This window comes from Gilliamella sp. B14384G10 (assembly GCF_016101685.1).
Lineage (GTDB): Bacteria > Pseudomonadota > Gammaproteobacteria > Enterobacterales > Orbaceae > Gilliamella > Gilliamella apis_A.
This window is the reverse complement of the sequence record NZ_JACFQA010000002.1, coordinates 17,409-36,372: the sequence shown is the minus strand read 5'-3', so window position 1 is coordinate 36,372 and position 18,964 is coordinate 17,409. Positions and strand designations below refer to the sequence as shown.

Sequence of the window (18,964 nt, the reverse complement as noted above, 5' to 3'; positions counted from 1 at the left end):
GATTCTAGTTATACCGATCCTTTATAGAAAGTTATGCGATATATCAATCAACTAGAACCAAATGAATTAATCAATAATTTTATTTCTCATCCACCACAGGAATTTACGAGCTGGATGAGTGAAGATGGTGTACCTGCTTTTTCTGCTAAGTTTGATTTGCTCACAACTGCCGATGATGATTTTAAACATAAAGTTCATAAATTACCTTTTTATAGCAAATGGCGACATTGGTTACAACCAAAAACATGTTTTGTCGGAACGACAGTTTCAGAATACAGTTTGTTAACTGATAAAGTGAATGCACAGCAATTAGCTGATAATGTTAAAACAGCGTACGCAAAGAAATATCCTTTTACTATTGTGAAAGATTTACCTTCCGATTCGCCTTTACTAAGTAAGCAGGATAATCAATATTCTAAACAGGTTATTGGGTCTTTAAAAGATAACGGTTTTATTGAAGTTGAAGGACAAGCTTTAGCGTGGGTTCCAATCGATTTCGAATCGATAAATGACTTTTTGGCAAAATTATCATATAGCCGTCGAAAGAATTTAAGAAGAAAGCTGAAATCTCGTGAAAAATTAGAGATTAATATCTTACAAACTGGTGATAACTGTTTTTTTGATGACGCCAATCTTGATTTATATTATCAGCTTTATCTTAATGTATATGAACAAAGTGAAATACATTTTGATTTATTAACCAAACCATTTTTTATCCAATTACTGCAAAGTAAAGCAGCAAATGGGCGTATTTTCACTTATCACTATAATGGCCAATTAATTGGTTATAACATCTGTTTTGTGGTGAATAATGTTCTAATTGATAAGTATATTGGTATGGTTTATCCGCAGGCACGGGAGTTGAATCTCTATTTTGTTAGCTGGTTTGTTAATCTTGAATATGCGTTACAACAGAAACTAAGTAGTTATGTCGCAGGTTGGACAGATCCCGAAGTTAAAGCTTCGTTAGGTGCTAGTTTTACTTTAACCAAACATCTAGTTTATATTCGAAATCCTCTGTTAAGAATAATTTTACGTAAATTAATAGGCCATTTTGAAACCGATAAGGAGAAAGTAGCATGACATTGCCGGTTATCCTTAATTTTGATCAAAGCGTAGGTGAAATTAATGACGCTAAAACGATTGATTTCACGCAGTGGCAAGATGTAATTCGCTTTGGTTGTAATGAAAAAAATTTCCAAAAATTTAAAATGCAATTACAACAATCATTACCAGAAAACTATGGCACAGTGTTGATGGGGAGCGGTGATTATCATCATATTTCGCTATTACTAATTGAGCAACTTGCTAAGCAATATTCAGCAGATAATCCAATTGAAGTGATTATTTTTGATAATCATCCAGACAATATGCGTTATCTATTTGGTGTTCACTGTGGCTCATGGGTGAGCTATGTAGCAAGTTTACCGTTCGTAAGTCATGTTCATGTGTTAGGCATAACTTCTAATGATATTGGATTATGGCATTTTTGGGAAAATAGATGGTCACCGCTATTTCATAAAAAATTGACTTATTGGAGCTTAGATGTCAATGTTTCTTGGGCGAAAAAAATTGGCTTGAATCAAGCTTTTCGTCATTTTGATTCGCCTGATGATTTGATTACCCAGTTTCTATCTGAACAATATCGTAATACTAAACCAATATATTTATCGATAGATAAAGACGTATTAAGTGAAGAGGTTATTCATACTAATTGGGATCAAGGAAAACTGCAAACTTATCACTTATTGGATACTATTTCCTCAATTAAACCACGAATTATTGGTAGTGATATCACTGGTGAATTATCAATATGGCAACCGAAAAGTTGGTTTAAACGATTGCTTAGTTCATTAGATAAACAACCAGAAATATCCTTAGAGAACTTAAATGGTTGGCAACAAGAACAATATCAACTCAATTTAACATTATTAAACGCTTTAAAAGCCTAGTATTATTAATCTATTATTCTTTTAATAAAATACAGCTAGGCTTGACTTTAGTTTTGATTAATAACTGTTATGACTGTTTTTGTTGGTTAGTTTACTTTCCGCCAATGCAAGAAACATAATTCCTGAAACAATCAATATTGTTCCAATTAACTTAAATAACGTTATTGGTTCATTAAATAACCAAACTGATGCAATCATTACCGTGACGACTTCGAAATGAGATGCCGCAAAAGCTGGTCCGACAGGCGCTTTTTTTAATAAAGTCATCCAAGTGAAGAAAGTAAAAATATAACCTGCAATTGATACATAGATCCAATGGCCAGAAAAAACCCTAATAATCCATTCAACACTCATCGCAAGAGGTTGTGCATGCTCAGCAGCCAATTTGAAGCTGCACTGGGCAATGGTATCAAACATTAATAATACGGTAAAACCAATCAAATAAAACTTAGCCATATTAAGACATTCCCACAAAAATAACACCAGCAGTTATTAATAACATACCAATAATGCGATAAAGAGTGAGTAATTCTTTGAAAAGAATTCGACCAACTAACATAATAGTAATAATATTAAATGAGGCCAGTAATACTCCTTGAGATAGTGGCACTAAAGTTAAAAAGGCTAGCCACAATAAAAATTCAGCAATGTAAGATGCTATTCCTACCCAAATCCAATGATTTTTAGCCAAATCCAACCAGTAATACCAACCATCTCGATTGGTTGGTGATATTGCAGCATATTTAAAGGCAACTTGTCCTAAAGTATCAAAACAGATATTACTAACCCAAAGAAAAATAACTAAGGATGACATTATGCTTGATTTCCTTCTACAATATGATTAAAGAATGAAGCACATTCTTTAATCACTTCTCGGCGTTGGCTATCAATGGTAATTAAATGATAACTATCATTTAATACGATTAACTGTTTTGGGCCGGAAACGTGTTTTTCAACTAATTTTGCATTTGTTTCAATATTGGCAATGTCATCATTGCCTGAATGCATAATTAAACACGGTGAGGTAACTTTAGGTAACTCCTGACGCATATGTTTAGCCAATAACTGCATTTCAGCTAAAGCTGGGAAAGGGTTACCTGCCAGTCCTGCAGAGGCGGCGTCACCACTTAACATGCTTTCAGACACAACAGCCCGAATCCGCTCATCCTTAAGGCCATAAGGTGGTTTTTCAATAAAAGATACTTTTTGAAAAATACCAAGTTTTTTGAAATAGACTAATAGAAAGAAGAATTTTTTAGCCCAAAATGGCATGCTCCAGCCATCATAAGAAAAAGTAGGCGCTAAAACACCAACACCTTTCACTTGATTGGGACGATCAGCAGCTAATTTTAACGCTAATAATGCGCCCATAGATAAACCTGCAACAAACAGATTATCAACATGTTGAGCTAAATAATCAGCACCATCTTGAACACTTTTATACCAATCTTGCCAAGTTGTTTTACATAGATCTGCTTCTGTACCACAGTGACCAGCTAACTGTATTGCATACACAGTAAATCCAGCTTTATGTAAACCATTGGCTAAAATACGCATTTCATTTGGTGTGCCAGTTAAACCGTGAATTAATAGCACACCATTTTTATTACCAGGTAAAAAATAAGATAAATCTTCAATTGTACTCATTATTATTCCTTTATTTTACCGCCATGACTGGAATTAGTGTTTGTTGCATTTGTTTTAATGCTTCGGTTACATCAGCAAAACTCTCAATAGCACTGTGTTTAATATTGTTTTTTTCACAATAATTAATCAACTTATCTTTGGCGAAAACAAGATCGACATGATGAGAAACGCAAAAATCGGACGTACCATCACCAACATATAGTATCTGAGGAAAATGTTGCTGTTGTTTAACATGATTGCATTTGCAGTTACCGCTTTGTTTAATACAATCTTTATTGGCAAATGGGAACTCCAGGCGCCAACTTCGTTGATTATTATGCATTAACTTATTGGCATAAATAGGTAGATGCTCAATACCATGGTGTTTTAACACAAACTGAATAGCATAATCTAAGCCATCACTAACTACATGAACTGGAATATGATTTTTTTCGGTGTAATCAATAAATGCTTTAAAATTATCATCAATTTCAATTTTTGCTAATGCTTGATTGAGTTCCTCCAGACTAGCATCCATTAATGCAATCTGTTTACTCATACATTCTTGAGAGCCGATTTTGCCACTAACCCATAATTCTTCAAGTTCGTCACAACCATCTTGACCGAATTGGCTAAGTAAAGTATCAGTAACATCTTTAACACTAATTGTGCCATCAAAATCACATAAAATAATAGGGTTTTGGTGGTGAGTATAAGATGGCTGAAAAAGATGATTAGTAATTGATGAAAAAGTATTCATAGTTAACGTAAAAATTGCTTAGTTATAGATATTGGCGCCAATTCTCTCATATAGCGGTCGTAAACTTTGTAGGCTCTTTGTATATCTTTTGTAACGAGGCTACATTTACCTGTATAATAAGGTATTTTGAAGTACACATTATACGGTAAAGAGAACCGAAAATGAGTGAACGTATATTAATCATCGAAGATGATGAAAGATTAGCCAATTTAATCCAAGTTTATTTAATCCGTCAAGGATATATGGTTGATTGGCATAATAGTGGTGCCGGCGCCGAGGAAAAAATACAACAGATCAACCCAGATCTAGTTATTTTAGATGTCATGCTACCAGAAAAATCTGGATTCGATATATGTCGAGATATACGTTCGTGGTTTACAAACTATATTTTGATTATGACTGCGAGTGAAGACAATATTGATGAAATTGTTGGTTTAGAATTAGGTGCAGATGATTATTTAGCTAAACCTGTAGAACCGCGGTTATTACTTGCTCGTATTCGTGCATTGTTGCGACGAAAACAGATCGAAACCGATAAAGAAAGCTATAAGGAACTAGTAGCTACGTTTAATAATAATACACTGGTCTTTGATAATTTAGTCATTGATAGCGAAAATCGAAAGGTCTTATTAGATGGGCAAGATATCGATTTGACTACGGCAGAATTTGATTTACTTTGGTTATTAGCAAATAACGCTGGTAAGATTTTATCGCGAGACGATATATTCTCTCAAGTAAGAGGTATTGATTTTGACGGTAGCGATCGCTCAATTGATGCGCGCATTTCACGATTACGGCGCAAATTACTAGATGATCCTGACAACTCATCACGGATTAAAACAGTGCGTGGAAAAGGCTATTTATTTATGCGTGAAGGGGAAAATCATTGAAACAATTATTAGCTAAACCGCTATTTTTCAATCGCCGCATCGTCTTTTACCTTGTTATTTTGCTTTCGTTACAATGTATTATTGCTTATGGTGCATTATTGGTATTTGACTCATTACCTTCGTCATTAACTGATATGCCCGATGATCATCTTGTTTTTCGTGAATCACAACGCGGAACTGTCAACTTAATTCGTAAACACATAGATGAAAATAAGCAACGTCCATTGCAAGATGTAGTTAATGAATTACAGCCTTCTTTTGGTTATCCAATAAAAGTTTTACCAGAACAGACTATTTTGTCTCATTCAGTTAAAAAAGAGTTAGAAAAACTTGGTTTTGCTTATGATGGTGATGACGAGGTTGTCTATATTGATTTAAAGGATGGACATTTATTGCAATTAGGTCCGATTTTAATGCGAGATATATTAGAATCAAATACCATGTCGTTGGGTGTATTTCTTATTATTTGGGCCTTGTTTAGTGCCATAGTCTTTTTTATTTTAATCTATTTTGCTTTCAGTGCAGTTTGGAAAGATCTGGTTAATATCCGTCAAACCGCAGAGCAATTGGGACAAGGAAATTTAAAAGCGCGTACTGAAAATGTAAAAGGTTGGTTATTTAAACCGTTAGCTAATGTACTTAATAACATGGGGACTCACATAGAACATTTAGTTAGTACCAATCAAACGATTTCACATGCGATGGCTCATGAACTACGCACGCCACTTGCACGGATGCGATTTGAGTTAAGTATGCTTGAAGAGTCCAGCGATGAGCATGAAAAAGCATTACTGCAAAAAGGAATGAGCGATGATATTAATGAACTTGAAACGCTGATAAATGCCAGTTTGAATTATTTCAAAATGCAGCAGAGTAATATCGAATTAAATCTTACTAATGTATCGTTGAAAGAGTGGGGCGAAAAAGTTTGTCAATCATTAGCACTATTTAAACCAGAAGGGTTTGAATTAATTTGTAATAGCCAAAATGTCGAAGCTAAAATTGATACTAATTTGGCTGAAACCATGGTCAAAAATTTACTACTCAATGCGTTTAAATATGCTGCACATAAAGCGGTGTTGAATATCACAAAACAGGATCATCGAGTGATTTTAGAGATTGATGATGATGGGACTGGTATTCCTTTTGATGCTCGTGAAAAAATTTTTATGCCTTTTGCTCGACTTGATACTAGCCGCACACGTTCAACCGGCGGATATGGGTTAGGGCTTGCTTATGTAAAATTAATGGCTGAATTTCATGATGGTAAAGCATTTGTGGTGACTAGTCCATTAGGGGGTGCTAGATTTGTGGTTTCGATAAAATCAGGTGAAGAATAATCAAGCTAGATTTAATAAAATTTAATCAAAAATTATTAAGAAAGATATAGATTTAAATAACAATATTTTTTCAGATAACTTAAAACTCTCGTTTTTAACGTTTCGAAAAAACAAAAAATTTGTTATATTCTTTGCTCAAAATGATAAAAGTGAAAAATCTCATTTCTAAATTGGTCATGAGTAAACATATATAATTAGAGGTTTTTTATGAGCGGTGTATTACCGACAGAGAACGAAACTCGTCCAACTAACTTTATACGTCAAATTATTGATGCAGATCTTGCGGCAGGAAAATATAAAACAACCCATACTCGTTTTCCGCCTGAGCCTAATGGTTATCTACATATTGGTCATGTAAAATCTATCTGTTTAAATTTCGGGATTGCGCAAGATTATCAGGGTAAATGTAATTTACGCTTTGATGATACCAATCCTGCCAAAGAAGATATTGAATACGTTGAATCTATAAAAGAAGATGTTCGTTGGTTAGGATTTCAATGGGATGGTGAAATCTGTTACTCATCTGACTATTTTGACCGTTTATATGAATATGCAATTGAACTGATTAATAAAGGTCTTGCTTATGTTGATGAGTTGTCTGCTGATGAAATCCGCGAATATCGTGGAACATTAACACAAGCAGGTAAAAATAGCCCTTATCGTGATCGAAGCATTGAAGAAAACCTAGCATTATTTATCCAAATGAAGGAAGGTAAATTTGCTGAAGGTAAAGCCTGCTTAAGAGCAAAAATTGATATGGCATCACCATTTATTGTTATGCGTGATCCCGTGTTATATCGTATAAAATTTGCTGAGCACCACCAAACTGGCAATAAATGGTGTATTTACCCAATGTATGATTTTACACATTGTATCTCGGATGCCATTGAAAATATAACTCATTCACTTTGTACGCTTGAGTTTCAAGATAATCGTCGTTTGTACGATTGGGTTTTAGATAATATTACTATTGAAGCAAGACCACATCAGTATGAGTTTTCAAGACTAAATCTTGAATATGCTATTACTTCTAAACGAAAATTAACCCAGTTAGTTTCTGAACAAATTGTTGACGGTTGGAATGACCCTCGGATGCCTACCGTATCGGGTTTGCGTCGCCGTGGTTATACACCGGCATCAATTCGTGAATTTTGTCGTCGAATTGGTGTAACTAAACAAGAAAATACGGTTGAAATGAGTACACTTGAGTTCTGTATTCGTGAAGATCTCAATGAAAATGCGCCACGAGCAATGGCGGTACTTGATCCTGTTAAAGTTGTCATTGAAAACTTTTCGGAAACAATTGATGAAGTACTTAGCATGCCAAATCACCCTAATCGCCCAGAATTAGGTCATCGAGAAGTGACATTCACGCGTGAAATTTATATTGATCGAGCTGATTTTAGGGAAGAAGCAAATAAAAATTATAAGCGTTTAGTGTTAGGTAAAGAAGTTCGCTTGCGTAATGCTTATGTGATACGAGCAGAGCGTGTTGAAAAAGATGCGGACGGTAATATTCAAACTATTTATTGTAGTTATGATCCTGCTACATTAAATAAAAATCCTGAAGATGGACGTAAAGTTAAAGGCGTTATTCACTGGGTGTCAGCTAAATTTGCTAAGCCAGCTGAAATTCGTCTTTATGATCGGCTATTTAATACTCCAAATCCAGGTAGTGCAGAGGACTTTTTATCAACTATCAATCCAAATTCATTAATTATTAAACATGGGTTTGTTGAGCCTAGTTTGCAAAAAGCTGAAGCAGAACAAGCTTATCAATTTGAACGTGAAGGTTATTTTTGTCTTGATAGTAAATATGCCACTGAAGATAATTTAGTATTTAATCGAACAGTAGGATTAAGAGACAGTTGGAACGAAGCTTAATCATAATCAATACGCCAACTCTGGTTGGCGTATTGATTTAATCTGCTCTACTTTATATTTTTATTGATATCATCATCAGAAGGTTAATTTGGCATACTTTTGTAGTATAAATATAATCCTCATAATAATGATTACTAACTGATTGTAATTAAAAATTTTCTTAATTTACTAATAAACATTAAAGATTTATTTAAAAAAATTGTAGTGTTTTAAATAATCATAAAAAGTCGTATTGAATGTTAAAAAACCCCCTTTCCTCAAAATTCTTTGATTACATTATATTATGATTTTTAAGATAGCCTCTTTGGTCAGTTTATTTTATAATGTTGTTCTATTTTTTTCCTATTTTGGCTTAAAAAGAGTACTCTTAGCATGAAAATTTTAGCTGGTTCTTCTGCTCTATCTGCATTTCGTATTAATAAAATTTTATCCTCTTGTCGTGAACAATCTATCCCTATAACAAATATTGAAGCCCAATACATTCACTTTATTGATTTAAGTGATGAATTAACCGTTCAACAACAATTAACCTTAGATAAGTTGTTACAATATGGTCCCAAAAGTGCGCAAATAAATGTCGAAGATAAAACCAGTAAAATACTCTTTTTAGTTACTCCACGCGAAGGTACTATTTCGCCATGGTCATCTAAAGCTACTGATATTGCACATAATTGTGGATTATCACAAATCCATCGAATAGAACGAGGTATTGCTTATTATGTGCAAGCTAGTTCTCTGTTAACTGATTGTCAAAGAAATACTTTTTTAGGATTGATACATGACCGAATGATGGAGACCGTATTAAACAGTTTTGAGCAAGCAGAACAATTATTTAAGGCTGACCAACCCAAACCAGTAACAATTATTGATTTGTTAGGACAAGGTCGTCAAGCATTAGAGGAAGCTAATCTAAAATTAGGTTTGGCTTTAGCACCAGATGAAATTGACTATTTGGTTGAGAATTTTCAAAAATTAAACCGTAATCCGACTGACATTGAGCTTTATATGTTTGGTCAAGCAAACTCTGAACATTGTCGTCATAAAATATTTAATGCTGATTGGATTATTGATGGTGTTAAACAACCAAAATCATTATTTAAAATGATCAAAAATACTTTTGAACATACGCCTGATTATGTGTCATCCGCTTATAAGGATAATGCCGCTGTTATGGATGGTTCGAAAGTTGGACGATTCTTTGCTGATTATGATAGTCGAAGTTATGATTATCATCAGGAATATGCTGATATTTTAATGAAGGTGGAAACCCATAATCACCCAACGGCAATATCACCTTGGCCAGGTGCGGCAACCGGTAGTGGCGGTGAAATTCGAGATGAAGGAGCGACAGGAAAAGGAGCTAAACCAAAAGCAGGATTAGTTGGTTTTTCTGTTTCGAACTTACGAATTCCAAATTTTGAACAGCCTTGGGAACAAGATTTTGGTAAACCCGATCGAATTGTTAGTGCGTTTGACATTATGATGGATGGGCCCTTAGGTGGTGCAGCATTTAATAATGAATTTGGTCGTCCAGCTTTACTTGGTTATTTTCGTACTTATGAAGAGAAAGTAAACAGTTATAACGGCGATGAAGTCAGAGGATACCACAAACCGATTATGTTAGCTGGTGGTATGGGCAATATTCGTCGTGAACATATTCAAAAAGGTGAATTTCCTATCGGCTCCAAATTAATTGTATTAGGTGGGCCTGCCATGAATATTGGTTTAGGTGGTGGTGCTGCCTCATCTATGACATCAGGACAATCAGATGCAGATCTTGATTTTGCTTCAGTTCAACGTGATAACCCAGAAATGGAGCGTCGTTGCCAAGAAGTAATAGATCGTTGTTGGCAACTTGGTGATAAAAACCCAATTTTATTTATTCATGATGTTGGTGCGGGTGGTTTGTCCAATGCGATGCCTGAACTAGTTAGTGATGGTGGTTGTGGCGGTCAATTTGAATTGCGCAAAATATTAAGTGACGAACCAGGTATGTCACCGTTAGAAATTTGGTGTAATGAATCACAAGAGCGCTATGTACTAGCTATTCATCCAGAAAGTTTAGAATTGTTTGATGAACTTTGTAAGCGTGAACGTACACCTTATGCAGTAATTGGTGAAGCTACAATTAATAAAGCAGTCGTGTTACATGATGAACATTTTAATAATAATCCAATAGATTTACCGTTAGATGTGCTATTGGGTAAAACGCCAAAAATGTTCCGAGATGTTAAAACTAGCCAAGCACAAGGTGATCATTTTTCAACATCCGATATCAATTTATATGATGCGGTAAAACGAGTATTACATTTGCCAGTTGTGGCGGAAAAAACTTTCTTAATTACCATTGGTGATCGTTCGGTAACAGGTATGGTTGCTCGTGATCAGATGGTAGGACCTTGGCAAGTGCCGGTTGCCGATTGCGCAGTGACAACAGCAAGTTTAGACAGTTATTACGGTGAAGCCATGTCAATGGGGGAACGAGCTCCTGTTGCCCTGCTTAATTTTGCGGCATCAGCTAGATTAGCGGTTGGTGAAGCAATTACCAATATTGCTGCGACAAATATTGGCGACATTAAACGTATTAAGCTTTCAGCTAACTGGATGGCTGCAGCTGGTCATCCTGGTGAAGATGCTGGTCTTTATCAAGCTGTTAAAGCCATTGGTGAAGAGTTATGTCCTGCTTTAGGATTAGCCATTCCGGTTGGTAAAGACTCTATGTCAATGAAAACAACATGGCAACAAGATGGTGAACAAAAAACGGTAACTTCACCGTTATCATTGGTGATTTCCGCATTTGCTCGAGTTGAAGATGTGCGTAAAACAGTTACCCCACAACTTTGTACAGATGAGGATAATCTATTACTATTTATTGATTTATCTAAAGGTCATCAAGCATTAGGGGCAACAGCATTAGCACAAGTTTATCGTCATCTAGGACAAAGAACAGCTGATGTTCATGATGCTAAAGAATTAGCCGCTTTTTATCAGGCCATCCAAAGTTTAGTTGTGCAAAATACCTTACTTGCTTACCACGATCGTTCTGATGGTGGTTTATTGGTAACCTTAGCAGAAATGGCATTTGCAGGACATTGTGGTATAGATATTGATATTAATTCACTTGGTAGCGATGTTATTGCCTCACTATTTAATGAAGAACTCGGCGCAGTTATTCAAATTCGTAATGGTGATTTAGAAAAAGTCATGACATGCTTTAAGCAGTTTGGTTTATCTCAAGCGATTCATACATTAGGAATAGCTAAAACAGGACAGCAATTTATTATTCGTAATAATAGCGCTGTGGTGTATAGCGAATCGCGATTGACATTAAGAACATGGTGGGCAGAAACCACTTGGCAGATGCAACGCTTACGTGATAACCCACAATGTGCAGATCAAGAACACCAAGCTAAGCAAAATGATGAAGATCCAGGTTTAAGTGTTCATCTTACTTTTGATATTGCGCAAGATATTGCTGCACCTTACATAGTCAAAGGCGTGAAGCCTAAGGTTGCAGTTTTACGTGAACAAGGTGTTAATTCACATGTTGAAATGGCAGCAGCATTTGCTCGAGCAGGTTTTGAGTCAATTGATGTTCATATGACGGATTTATTATCAGGTCAAGTGACTTTGAATCAATTTAATACGTTAGTTGCTTGTGGTGGTTTTTCTTATGGCGATGTATTAGGGGCTGGTGAAGGTTGGGCTAAGTCTATTTTATTTAATGAACAAGTTCGTCATGAGTTTGAGCAATTCTTCCAGCGCAATGATACTTTATCGTTAGGTGTTTGTAATGGCTGCCAGATGATGTCGAATTTAAAAGAACTGATACCTGGTGCTGAGTTATGGCCTCGTTTTGTTCGTAATGTATCGGAACGTTTTGAGGCTCGATTTAGTCTAGTTCAAATTCAGTCTAGCCCTTCATTACTTTTTACTGATATGGCTGGATCGCATATGCCGATTGCTGTTTCACATGGTGAAGGTCAAGTTGAAACCTATGATTTAGCGCATTTAACTGATTTAGAAAACTCAGGTTTGATTGCCGCTCGTTATATTAACCACTTTGGTCAAGTGACAGAAGAGTATCCTGCTAATCCAAATGGATCGCCAAACGGTATTACTGCGGTAACATCTAATGATGGGCGTGCAACAATCATGATGCCACATCCTGAGCGAGTATTTAGAACCGTAACCAACTCATGGCATCCTGATAATTGGGGAGAAGATAGCCCGTGGATGCGAATTTTCCGTAATGCACGTAAACAACTAGGTTAAAAAAAATTCGCCGACCAGAGGTCGGCGAATTTACTTAATGTTATAGAAAATAGTCTAAATTTAGATAGTCTGCTTTTGTCGACTAAGTAGTGGTTTAGCTAAATCACTATCCATTCTTCGCAATAATTGCTCAGTCGTTTCAAAGTTAATACAAGCATCAGTAACAGATACTCCATATTTGAAATTTTCTTTTGGTTGTTCAGATGATTGATTACCTTCAAATAAATTACTCTCTATCATTACTCCAATAATTGAGTTATTGCCTTGCTTAATTTGCTCAATAATCGAGTCTGCAACGATAGGTTGATTGCGGTAATCTTTGTTGGAATTAGCATGACTACAATCTATCATTAAGTTAGGGACTAATTTAGCCTTATCCATTTGCTGTTCACATAAAGCAACATTTTCAGCATCATAATTAGGTGTTTTTCCGCCTCTTAGAATCACGTGACCGTGCGGATTACCTAAAGTTTGTAATACTGTAACTTGCCCTTTTTGATTAATACCAACAAATCGATGCGCCATTGAAGCTGATTTCATTGCATTAATTGCTACGTCTAAACTCCCATCTGTACCATTTTTGAAACCAACAGGCATTGATAGGCCAGAAGCCATTTCTCGATGGGTTTGTGATTCAGTTGTTCTCGCTCCAATAGCTGACCAGCTAATTAAATCACCAATGTATTGCGGTGTGTTTGGATCTAATGCTTCTGTTGCAATTGGTAATCCAATCTTAGTGATATCAAGTAACAATTTACGTGCTTTTTTTAAGCCATGTTCAATATCAAACGAGCTATCCATATGCGGGTCATTAATCATACCTTTCCAACCAACAGTAGTTCTTGGTTTTTCAAAATAAACTCGCATAACAATAAATAAGTTATCTTTCACTTCATCAGAAAGTTTTTTTAGTTTATGTGCATATTCAATAGCTGCATCAGGATCATGAATAGAACAAGGACCACAAACTATAAGTAATCGGTGATCTCGACGTTCTAAAATATCAACAATGGTTTGTCGGGATGAAGCAATTTCATTTTCTAATTCAGATGATAATGGATAAAGTTTTTTTATTTCTTCTGGTGTGATTAACATATGCTCATCTCTGATTCGAACATTATTTAGTGTGTCTTTTAACATTTGGTTTTCCTTGTTAAAATCATTCATATTTTTATATGTAAAATATTAATTACATAAACAGGCAATATGTAAACACAAAATTACGGAATAGTAAATAAAAAATTAACATATTGTTAGATTAATTGATGGCATGTAAATTAATGTTTACAAAAATTCATGATTAAACTTGCATGAATGTAAATAAATATATACGGATGCGGTGAGAGAATTGTATGCATCCGTATATTGAATATGGCAGGTTATGTAAAAAAGAAGAATTTAAATAGATGAGATTGCTTCTAATATCAATTGTTTATCTACAACATCAATGACTTCAACTGCACCTATTTTAGTTGGTAAGACCAATCTAATTTGTCCTGACAGAACTTTTTTATCTCGTAGCATATGTGGAATATAGGATTCAATTGTCATTTGTTCCGGTCTTTTAACTGGTAGTTTAGCTTTAATTAATAAATTTTTTATTCGTTGAATATCTTTATCTGTTAACTTACCAAGTAATTTAGCTGTTTGTGCCGCCATTAACATACCAACACTAACTGCTTCACCATGTAACCAATTACCATAACCAAGTTCCGCTTCAATAGCATGACCATAAGTATGACCAAGATTCAAAATAGCACGCATGTCTTGTTCTGTTTCATCGGCAGCAACGACTTGTGCTTTTAGTTTACAGCAGTGATAAATACAATAACTCAAGGCATCTACGTCTAAATTAAGTAGATCATCGATATGTGTTTCTAACCAGTTAAAAAACTCAGAATCCATAATGATGCCATATTTAATTACTTCGGCCAAACCGGCTGAAAGCTCTCGTGGTGGCAGAGTTTTAAGACAATTAATATCAATGACAACAGCTTGTGGTTGATAAAATGCACCAATCATATTTTTACCAAGAGGATGATTAATAGCTGTTTTTCCTCCAACGGATGAATCTACTTGTGATAATAATGTTGTTGGTACTTGTATAAATTTAATTCCTCGTTGATAAGCTGAAGCAGCAAAACCAGCGACATCACCAATAACACCTCCACCTAACGCTATAAGGATGCTATTTCGAGTATGATTGTTGGCAAGTAGAGCGGTTAGAATTTGATTCCATGTTTCCATGGTTTTATATTGTTCACCATCAGGGACTATAACAAAATCTGTTTTTATCCCATGAGCTTCAAACATATCTATCAAATGCTGTAGATAAAGCGGAGCAATTGTGTCATTTGTGGCAATAAGTACTCGCTGGCCGCTGTGTAGTTTGAAATGTTCGAATTGACTAAGTAAGTTTTCGCCAATAGTAATAGGGTAACTGCGATTTTCTAATGCTACATTTAGGATCTTTTGCATAATTATTTCCCAACAAGTTTATGCCAATTTAATATTGCATGTTAACGATAAAAAAGTGGCAGCGCAACTTAGAATCATTTAAACTTACTGCCAATTTTTATCTGTAATGTTGAATTTATATGTCCTTATCTTTCGTATTAGCACAAAAAAATTGGCGTGTAGGTGATATTGAAGGTAATACTCAGCAAATCATTGAATTGATGCAACGCCATTCATCTCATGATCTTATTATTTTCTCTGAACTTGCAATTTGTGGTTATCCTCCAGAAGATCTAATTTATCGTGATGACTTTAAAAATCGTTGCCAACATGCGCTATCGGCCATCAAACAAGCTAGTCGACAATGTGGAGTAATTGTTGGTCATCCTCATTGGCAAAATGGTTTGGTTTATAACTCATTGTCACTATTTTTCGATGGACAACAATTAGCGTGTTATCACAAACAGCAATTACCTAATTATGATGTATTTGATGAAAAACGCTATTTTGCTGCTGGTGAGCAAACTTGTGTGGTTGATTTTAAAGGTAAAAAAGTTGGCTTATTAATCTGTGAAGATCTTTGGCAATGTGAACCGATTGATCGAATTGCAGCAAACAGTGCCGACTTGGTTATTTCGATTAATGCTTCACCGTATGCTTATGAAAAACCGCAGTATCGTCAAGAACTTATTAAACAACATGCAGTAAGAACCGGATTACCAATTGTGTATGTGAATCAAATTGGTGGTCAAGATGAGCTTGTTTTTGATGGTAGTTCATTTGTCTGTAACGAGAAGGGTGATATCGTCCATCGATTAAATTCGTTTGAAGAGCAAATTTCTATTTTTCTGCTCAATGATAATTATAAACCAATACCTAGCCTTAAAGACGATCCATTAGCGGCTGTTTATGATGCGTTAGTACTTGCAACGCGTGATTATATTACTAAAAATGGTTTCCAAGGTGCGGTATTAGGGTTATCAGGTGGTATTGATTCAGCGTTAACTTTAGCTATTGCGGTTGATGCGTTGGGTAAAGATAAAGTACAGGCTGTTATGATGCCATTTCGTTATACGGCTGATATTAGTATCGCTGATGCAAAGGAAGAGGCGGAAATATTGGGGGTTGAATTTGATATTATTTCAATTGAACCGATGTTTGATGCCTTTATGACCTCTTTAACACCGATGTTTTTAGGTACAGCAAAAGATACTACCGAAGAAAACTTACAAGCACGTTGTCGGGGTGTTATTTTAATGGCTTTGTCAAATAAACGTCGTAGGCTAGTATTAACAACAGGTAATAAAAGTGAAATGTCTGTCGGATATGCAACACTTTATGGTGATATGGCTGGTGGTTTTGATGTACTTAAAGATGTACCTAAAACTATGGTATTTGCATTGTCTAAATATCGAAATAGTCGCTCTTATGTTATTCCAGAACGTGTGATTACTCGCCCGCCATCAGCTGAGCTTGCTCCAGATCAAAAAGATGAAGATAGCTTACCACCTTATGATATTTTAGATGGAATATTAAAGGGTTATGTTGAACAGGATTTTTCGATTGAACAACTAGTTGCACAAGGTTATGATGAAGAGACAATAAGACGTGTTATTAGATTAGTTGATATTAATGAATATAAAAGACGACAATCAGCAGTAGGTCCAAAAATTACTGCTCGTAACTTTGGTAAAGGCAGACGCTATCCAATTACTTCTGCTTTTGGATTTAAGAATTGGTAATCTCGAATTAAGGGTAAAGAGATATGAAAAAAATTGAGGCAATCATCAAACCTTTTAAATTAGATGATATTCGAGAAGCACTCGCTGATCAAGGTATTACAGGTATGACAGTGACTGAAGTGAAAGGTTTTGGCCGTCAAAAAGGACATACTGAACTTTATCGTGGTGCAGAATATATGGTTGATTTTTTACCTAAAGTAAAAATAGAACTTGTTGTACCTGATGATATTTTAGAAACCTGTATTGAAACTATCATGAAAACAGCGCAAACAGGTAAAATTGGTGATGGTAAAATATTCGTTTATAACGTAGAACAGGTGATTCGTATTCGTACTGGCGAGATGGATGAATCGGCTATTTAATAACTTTATTTGCATAAATATCAGGGCGTTCTTGCTTAAGTAGATTATTAGTAACAACGCCTTGAATTGAACAAATCAAAAGATGCATATTCTCACCTTTTTCAATTAATAATAATTTTTCAGTTGTATTTGGTGCGGGAATTGTTTTTACACCAACAACAGAGCCGGTATTTTTATGCCAAACTTGAATATCATCATTAATACTTCGAATTTTTGGATTAGCGATATAGAGTAGGTTATCTTCCATATTTTTCCATTCTAAAAAATCTAAGCTATCGCGGATTTGGTTGATATCATTTTCAATAATGAAACCCCAAAAATAATATTTCCCCATTTTTTTTAAATCCATAGCACTATCATAGTAACCAATAAGCTTAAGATTTTTATATGCGATAGGGCTTTGAAAATAGATGAAGTTTTTTGTCGGATCACTACGGTTTTCAACCGGAATATAGGCTTGGTTCTGATTAAAAGTTTCAACGTTAGTGTGATTTTTTAGCTCATCTTTGTAATCATATACATGTTTAAAAAAATCAGGATTACAAGATGTTAATGCTTCTATCAGAGCTAATTTGTCGGCTGATGCGGTTGATGCAAGAAACAAAAACAGTAATATAAAAACGTTTTTAAACATGTTGATTCATCTTGACAAAAATATCTACCATTAAATTAACTATTATTGATTGTATAATTATTACAACATAATAACAATGTAAAAACAGCTTTTCTTTTTTAAAGAAATATTAAGAGATGCTGCAAATTTAAACGATTAAAAAAGTCATAATTTTTTAGAACAAAAAAATATAATTAATCAAGTATAAATATTATTAATGTTCATTTATGGAAGGCAGATCCCATATTTATCAATTTATATCAAATAATCATTTAAATATCAAAGAAATTGCTATAGTTTAACATAAAAACACTCCCACTAAAATTACTTAAACGAGTAAGTTAAAAAGGAACTTATTATGCGTAGAAAATTAGCGGAAAAAATAAAACAAGAGTTTTCTGGTTTTAAAGACGTTTCGATAAGATCGTTTTTTGGCGGATTTAGTCTTAATAGTGAGTCAACTATGTTTGGGTGGGTTGATCAAAAAAATTTTTATTTAAGAGCTCATCCTAATTATCGATCTCTTTTTATTGATCTAGGGATGAAGCCTCTTAATTTAGTTTTTGATGGTTCAAATAAATTACTTGATTATTATAAAGTTGGTGACGATCTGTTGACAGATCGTAAGAAGTTACATGATATTGTGAAAATAGTTATTGAGTATGCTAAACAAGATCAAAACGAAAAATTAGCAAAAACACAAAATCGTTTAAAAGCATTACCGAATATGACGGTATCCTTAGAAAAACTAATGATAAGTGTTGATATTACTGATATTCAGAGCTTTAAAAGAATAGGTTATTTGGAAACTTATTACCGAATTAAGCATAAGAATCCGAAACTTTCACTTAATATTTTATTTGGGTTATATGGCGCATTATCTGGCCAACATATGGCATTATTATCTCAAGAATTAAAAAAAGAAATAAAATTAGCTTATCAGGAGTTTTTGCAAACTAAGCAACATATTGATTAGTTGTCTGTTTATCTTATAAGTTCAATACCATCATTAAAGTTATTAACTTAATGATGGTAATGAGTTAACTCTTATTTAAGCAGATAG

At 34.6% G+C, this 18,964-nt stretch carries 16 protein-coding genes; 9 read left to right on the top strand and 7 right to left on the bottom strand.

Annotated features, from left to right (window positions below; all coding sequences use genetic code 11):
• Window positions 1-33: 33 nt before the first annotated feature.
• Together H3T54_RS04440 and H3T54_RS04435 are read left to right on the top strand one after the other, a co-directional pair.
• Entirely contained in the window at window positions 34-1,083 is a 1,050-nt protein-coding gene (locus H3T54_RS04440) for a GNAT family N-acetyltransferase (RefSeq protein ID WP_198201632.1), read from the top strand.
• Window positions 1,080-1,952, top strand: a complete 873-nt coding sequence (locus H3T54_RS04435) for an arginase family protein (RefSeq protein WP_198221178.1) — start codon at window positions 1,080-1,082, stop codon at window positions 1,950-1,952. Before H3T54_RS04440 ends, H3T54_RS04435 begins: the two co-directional genes overlap by 4 nt.
• Window positions 1,953-2,009: 57 nt before the next feature.
• On the opposite strand, the gene H3T54_RS04430 is transcribed toward H3T54_RS04435, so the two are convergent.
• Genes H3T54_RS04430 through H3T54_RS04415 form a run of 4 tightly spaced genes read right to left on the bottom strand, consistent with a single transcriptional unit; the run spans window position 2,010 to window position 4,338 of the window.
• A complete protein-coding gene (locus tag H3T54_RS04430) occupies window positions 2,010-2,408 on the bottom strand; it encodes a multidrug efflux SMR transporter (protein WP_110447024.1) in 399 nt (132 codons plus the stop codon).
• A gap of 1 nt (window position 2,409) precedes the next feature.
• A complete protein-coding gene (locus H3T54_RS04425) occupies window positions 2,410-2,766 on the bottom strand; it encodes an EamA family transporter (protein WP_034901884.1) in 357 nt (118 codons plus the stop codon).
• Window positions 2,766-3,599, bottom strand: a complete 834-nt coding sequence (locus H3T54_RS04420) for a carboxylesterase (protein ID WP_034901882.1) — start codon at window positions 3,597-3,599, stop codon at window positions 2,766-2,768. Before H3T54_RS04420 ends, H3T54_RS04425 begins: the two co-directional genes overlap by 1 nt.
• Window positions 3,600-3,609: 10 nt before the next feature.
• Window positions 3,610-4,338 carry an MtnX-like HAD-IB family phosphatase gene (locus tag H3T54_RS04415; protein ID WP_065614670.1) on the bottom strand — a complete coding sequence of 243 codons (729 nt, stop codon included), beginning with the start codon at window positions 4,336-4,338 and terminating at the stop codon, window positions 3,610-3,612.
• A gap of 161 nt (window positions 4,339-4,499) precedes the next feature.
• Here H3T54_RS04415 and H3T54_RS04410 point away from each other — a divergent pair, with 161 nt between their 5' ends.
• The 4 genes from H3T54_RS04410 to purL all read left to right on the top strand — a co-directional run bounded on the left by H3T54_RS04410 (window position 4,500) and on the right by purL (window position 12,727).
• Window positions 4,500-5,228: a response regulator transcription factor gene (locus H3T54_RS04410; RefSeq protein ID WP_086362597.1), complete on the top strand. Its 729-nt coding sequence runs from the start codon at window positions 4,500-4,502 to the stop codon at window positions 5,226-5,228.
• Window positions 5,225-6,568, top strand: a complete 1,344-nt coding sequence (locus tag H3T54_RS04405; protein ID WP_198221176.1) for an ATP-binding protein — start codon at window positions 5,225-5,227, stop codon at window positions 6,566-6,568. Before H3T54_RS04410 ends, H3T54_RS04405 begins: the two co-directional genes overlap by 4 nt.
• A 207-nt stretch (window positions 6,569-6,775) precedes the next feature.
• Window positions 6,776-8,452, top strand: a complete 1,677-nt coding sequence (gene glnS, locus H3T54_RS04400) for a glutamine--tRNA ligase (protein ID WP_198221174.1) — start codon at window positions 6,776-6,778, stop codon at window positions 8,450-8,452.
• Between the two features lie 372 nt (window positions 8,453-8,824).
• Window positions 8,825-12,727 carry a phosphoribosylformylglycinamidine synthase gene (gene purL / locus H3T54_RS04395; RefSeq protein ID WP_198221172.1) on the top strand — a complete coding sequence of 1,301 codons (3,903 nt, stop codon included), beginning with the start codon at window positions 8,825-8,827 and terminating at the stop codon, window positions 12,725-12,727.
• 60 nt (window positions 12,728-12,787) lie between these two features.
• On the opposite strand, the gene H3T54_RS04390 is transcribed toward purL, so the two are convergent.
• Together H3T54_RS04390 and aroB are read right to left on the bottom strand one after the other, a co-directional pair.
• Entirely contained in the window at window positions 12,788-13,867 is a 1,080-nt protein-coding gene (locus H3T54_RS04390; RefSeq protein ID WP_198221170.1) for a 3-deoxy-7-phosphoheptulonate synthase, read from the bottom strand.
• 258 nt (window positions 13,868-14,125) lie between these two features.
• On the bottom strand, window positions 14,126-15,205 hold the full coding sequence (gene aroB, locus H3T54_RS04385) for a 3-dehydroquinate synthase (RefSeq protein ID WP_110447030.1): 1,080 nt from the start codon (window positions 15,203-15,205) through the stop codon (window positions 14,126-14,128).
• A 113-nt stretch (window positions 15,206-15,318) separates the two neighbouring features.
• On the opposite strand from aroB, the gene H3T54_RS04380 reads away from it, so the two are divergent.
• Window positions 15,319-16,926, top strand: coding sequence for an NAD+ synthase (locus H3T54_RS04380; RefSeq protein WP_370527358.1), 1,608 nt, complete (start codon window positions 15,319-15,321; stop codon window positions 16,924-16,926).
• Window positions 16,927-16,949: 23 nt separating this feature from the next.
• On the top strand, window positions 16,950-17,288 hold the full coding sequence (gene glnB, locus H3T54_RS04375; RefSeq protein WP_065577823.1) for a nitrogen regulatory protein P-II: 339 nt from the start codon (window positions 16,950-16,952) through the stop codon (window positions 17,286-17,288).
• On the opposite strand, the gene H3T54_RS04370 is transcribed toward glnB, so the two are convergent.
• The gene (locus H3T54_RS04370) at window positions 17,281-17,922 is read right to left on the bottom strand and encodes a hypothetical protein (protein WP_198201627.1); all 642 of its coding nucleotides are present in this window, start codon (window positions 17,920-17,922) and stop codon (window positions 17,281-17,283) included. The genes glnB and H3T54_RS04370 overlap by 8 nt on opposite strands.
• Window positions 17,923-18,259: 337 nt before the next feature.
• Here H3T54_RS04370 and H3T54_RS04365 point away from each other — a divergent pair, with 337 nt between their 5' ends.
• Window positions 18,260-18,877, top strand: coding sequence for a TfoX/Sxy family DNA transformation protein (locus H3T54_RS04365; RefSeq protein WP_198201626.1), 618 nt, complete (start codon window positions 18,260-18,262; stop codon window positions 18,875-18,877).
• Window positions 18,878-18,964: the final 87 nt, after the last annotated feature.

Excerpts from the sequence above, each read along its gene's own strand:
- H3T54_RS04440 (WP_198201632.1), top strand. The coding sequence starts at position 34 with ATGCGATATATCAATCAACTAGAACCAAATGAATTAATCAATAATTTT.
- H3T54_RS04435 (WP_198221178.1), top strand. The coding sequence starts at position 1,080 with ATGACATTGCCGGTTATCCTTAATTTTGATCAAAGCGTAGGTGAAATT.
- H3T54_RS04430 (WP_110447024.1), bottom strand. The coding sequence starts at position 2,408 with ATGGCTAAGTTTTATTTGATTGGTTTTACCGTATTATTAATGTTTGAT.
- H3T54_RS04425 (WP_034901884.1), bottom strand. The coding sequence starts at position 2,766 with ATGTCATCCTTAGTTATTTTTCTTTGGGTTAGTAATATCTGTTTTGAT.
- H3T54_RS04420 (WP_034901882.1), bottom strand. The coding sequence starts at position 3,599 with ATGAGTACAATTGAAGATTTATCTTATTTTTTACCTGGTAATAAAAAT.
- H3T54_RS04415 (WP_065614670.1), bottom strand. The coding sequence starts at position 4,338 with ATGAATACTTTTTCATCAATTACTAATCATCTTTTTCAGCCATCTTAT.
- H3T54_RS04410 (WP_086362597.1), top strand. The coding sequence starts at position 4,500 with ATGAGTGAACGTATATTAATCATCGAAGATGATGAAAGATTAGCCAAT.
- glnS (WP_198221174.1), top strand. The coding sequence starts at position 6,776 with ATGAGCGGTGTATTACCGACAGAGAACGAAACTCGTCCAACTAACTTT.
- purL (WP_198221172.1), top strand. The coding sequence starts at position 8,825 with ATGAAAATTTTAGCTGGTTCTTCTGCTCTATCTGCATTTCGTATTAAT.
- H3T54_RS04390 (WP_198221170.1), bottom strand. The coding sequence starts at position 13,867 with ATGTTAAAAGACACACTAAATAATGTTCGAATCAGAGATGAGCATATG.
- aroB (WP_110447030.1), bottom strand. The coding sequence starts at position 15,205 with ATGCAAAAGATCCTAAATGTAGCATTAGAAAATCGCAGTTACCCTATT.
- glnB (WP_065577823.1), top strand. The coding sequence starts at position 16,950 with ATGAAAAAAATTGAGGCAATCATCAAACCTTTTAAATTAGATGATATT.
- H3T54_RS04370 (WP_198201627.1), bottom strand. The coding sequence starts at position 17,922 with ATGTTTAAAAACGTTTTTATATTACTGTTTTTGTTTCTTGCATCAACC.
- H3T54_RS04365 (WP_198201626.1), top strand. The coding sequence starts at position 18,260 with ATGCGTAGAAAATTAGCGGAAAAAATAAAACAAGAGTTTTCTGGTTTT.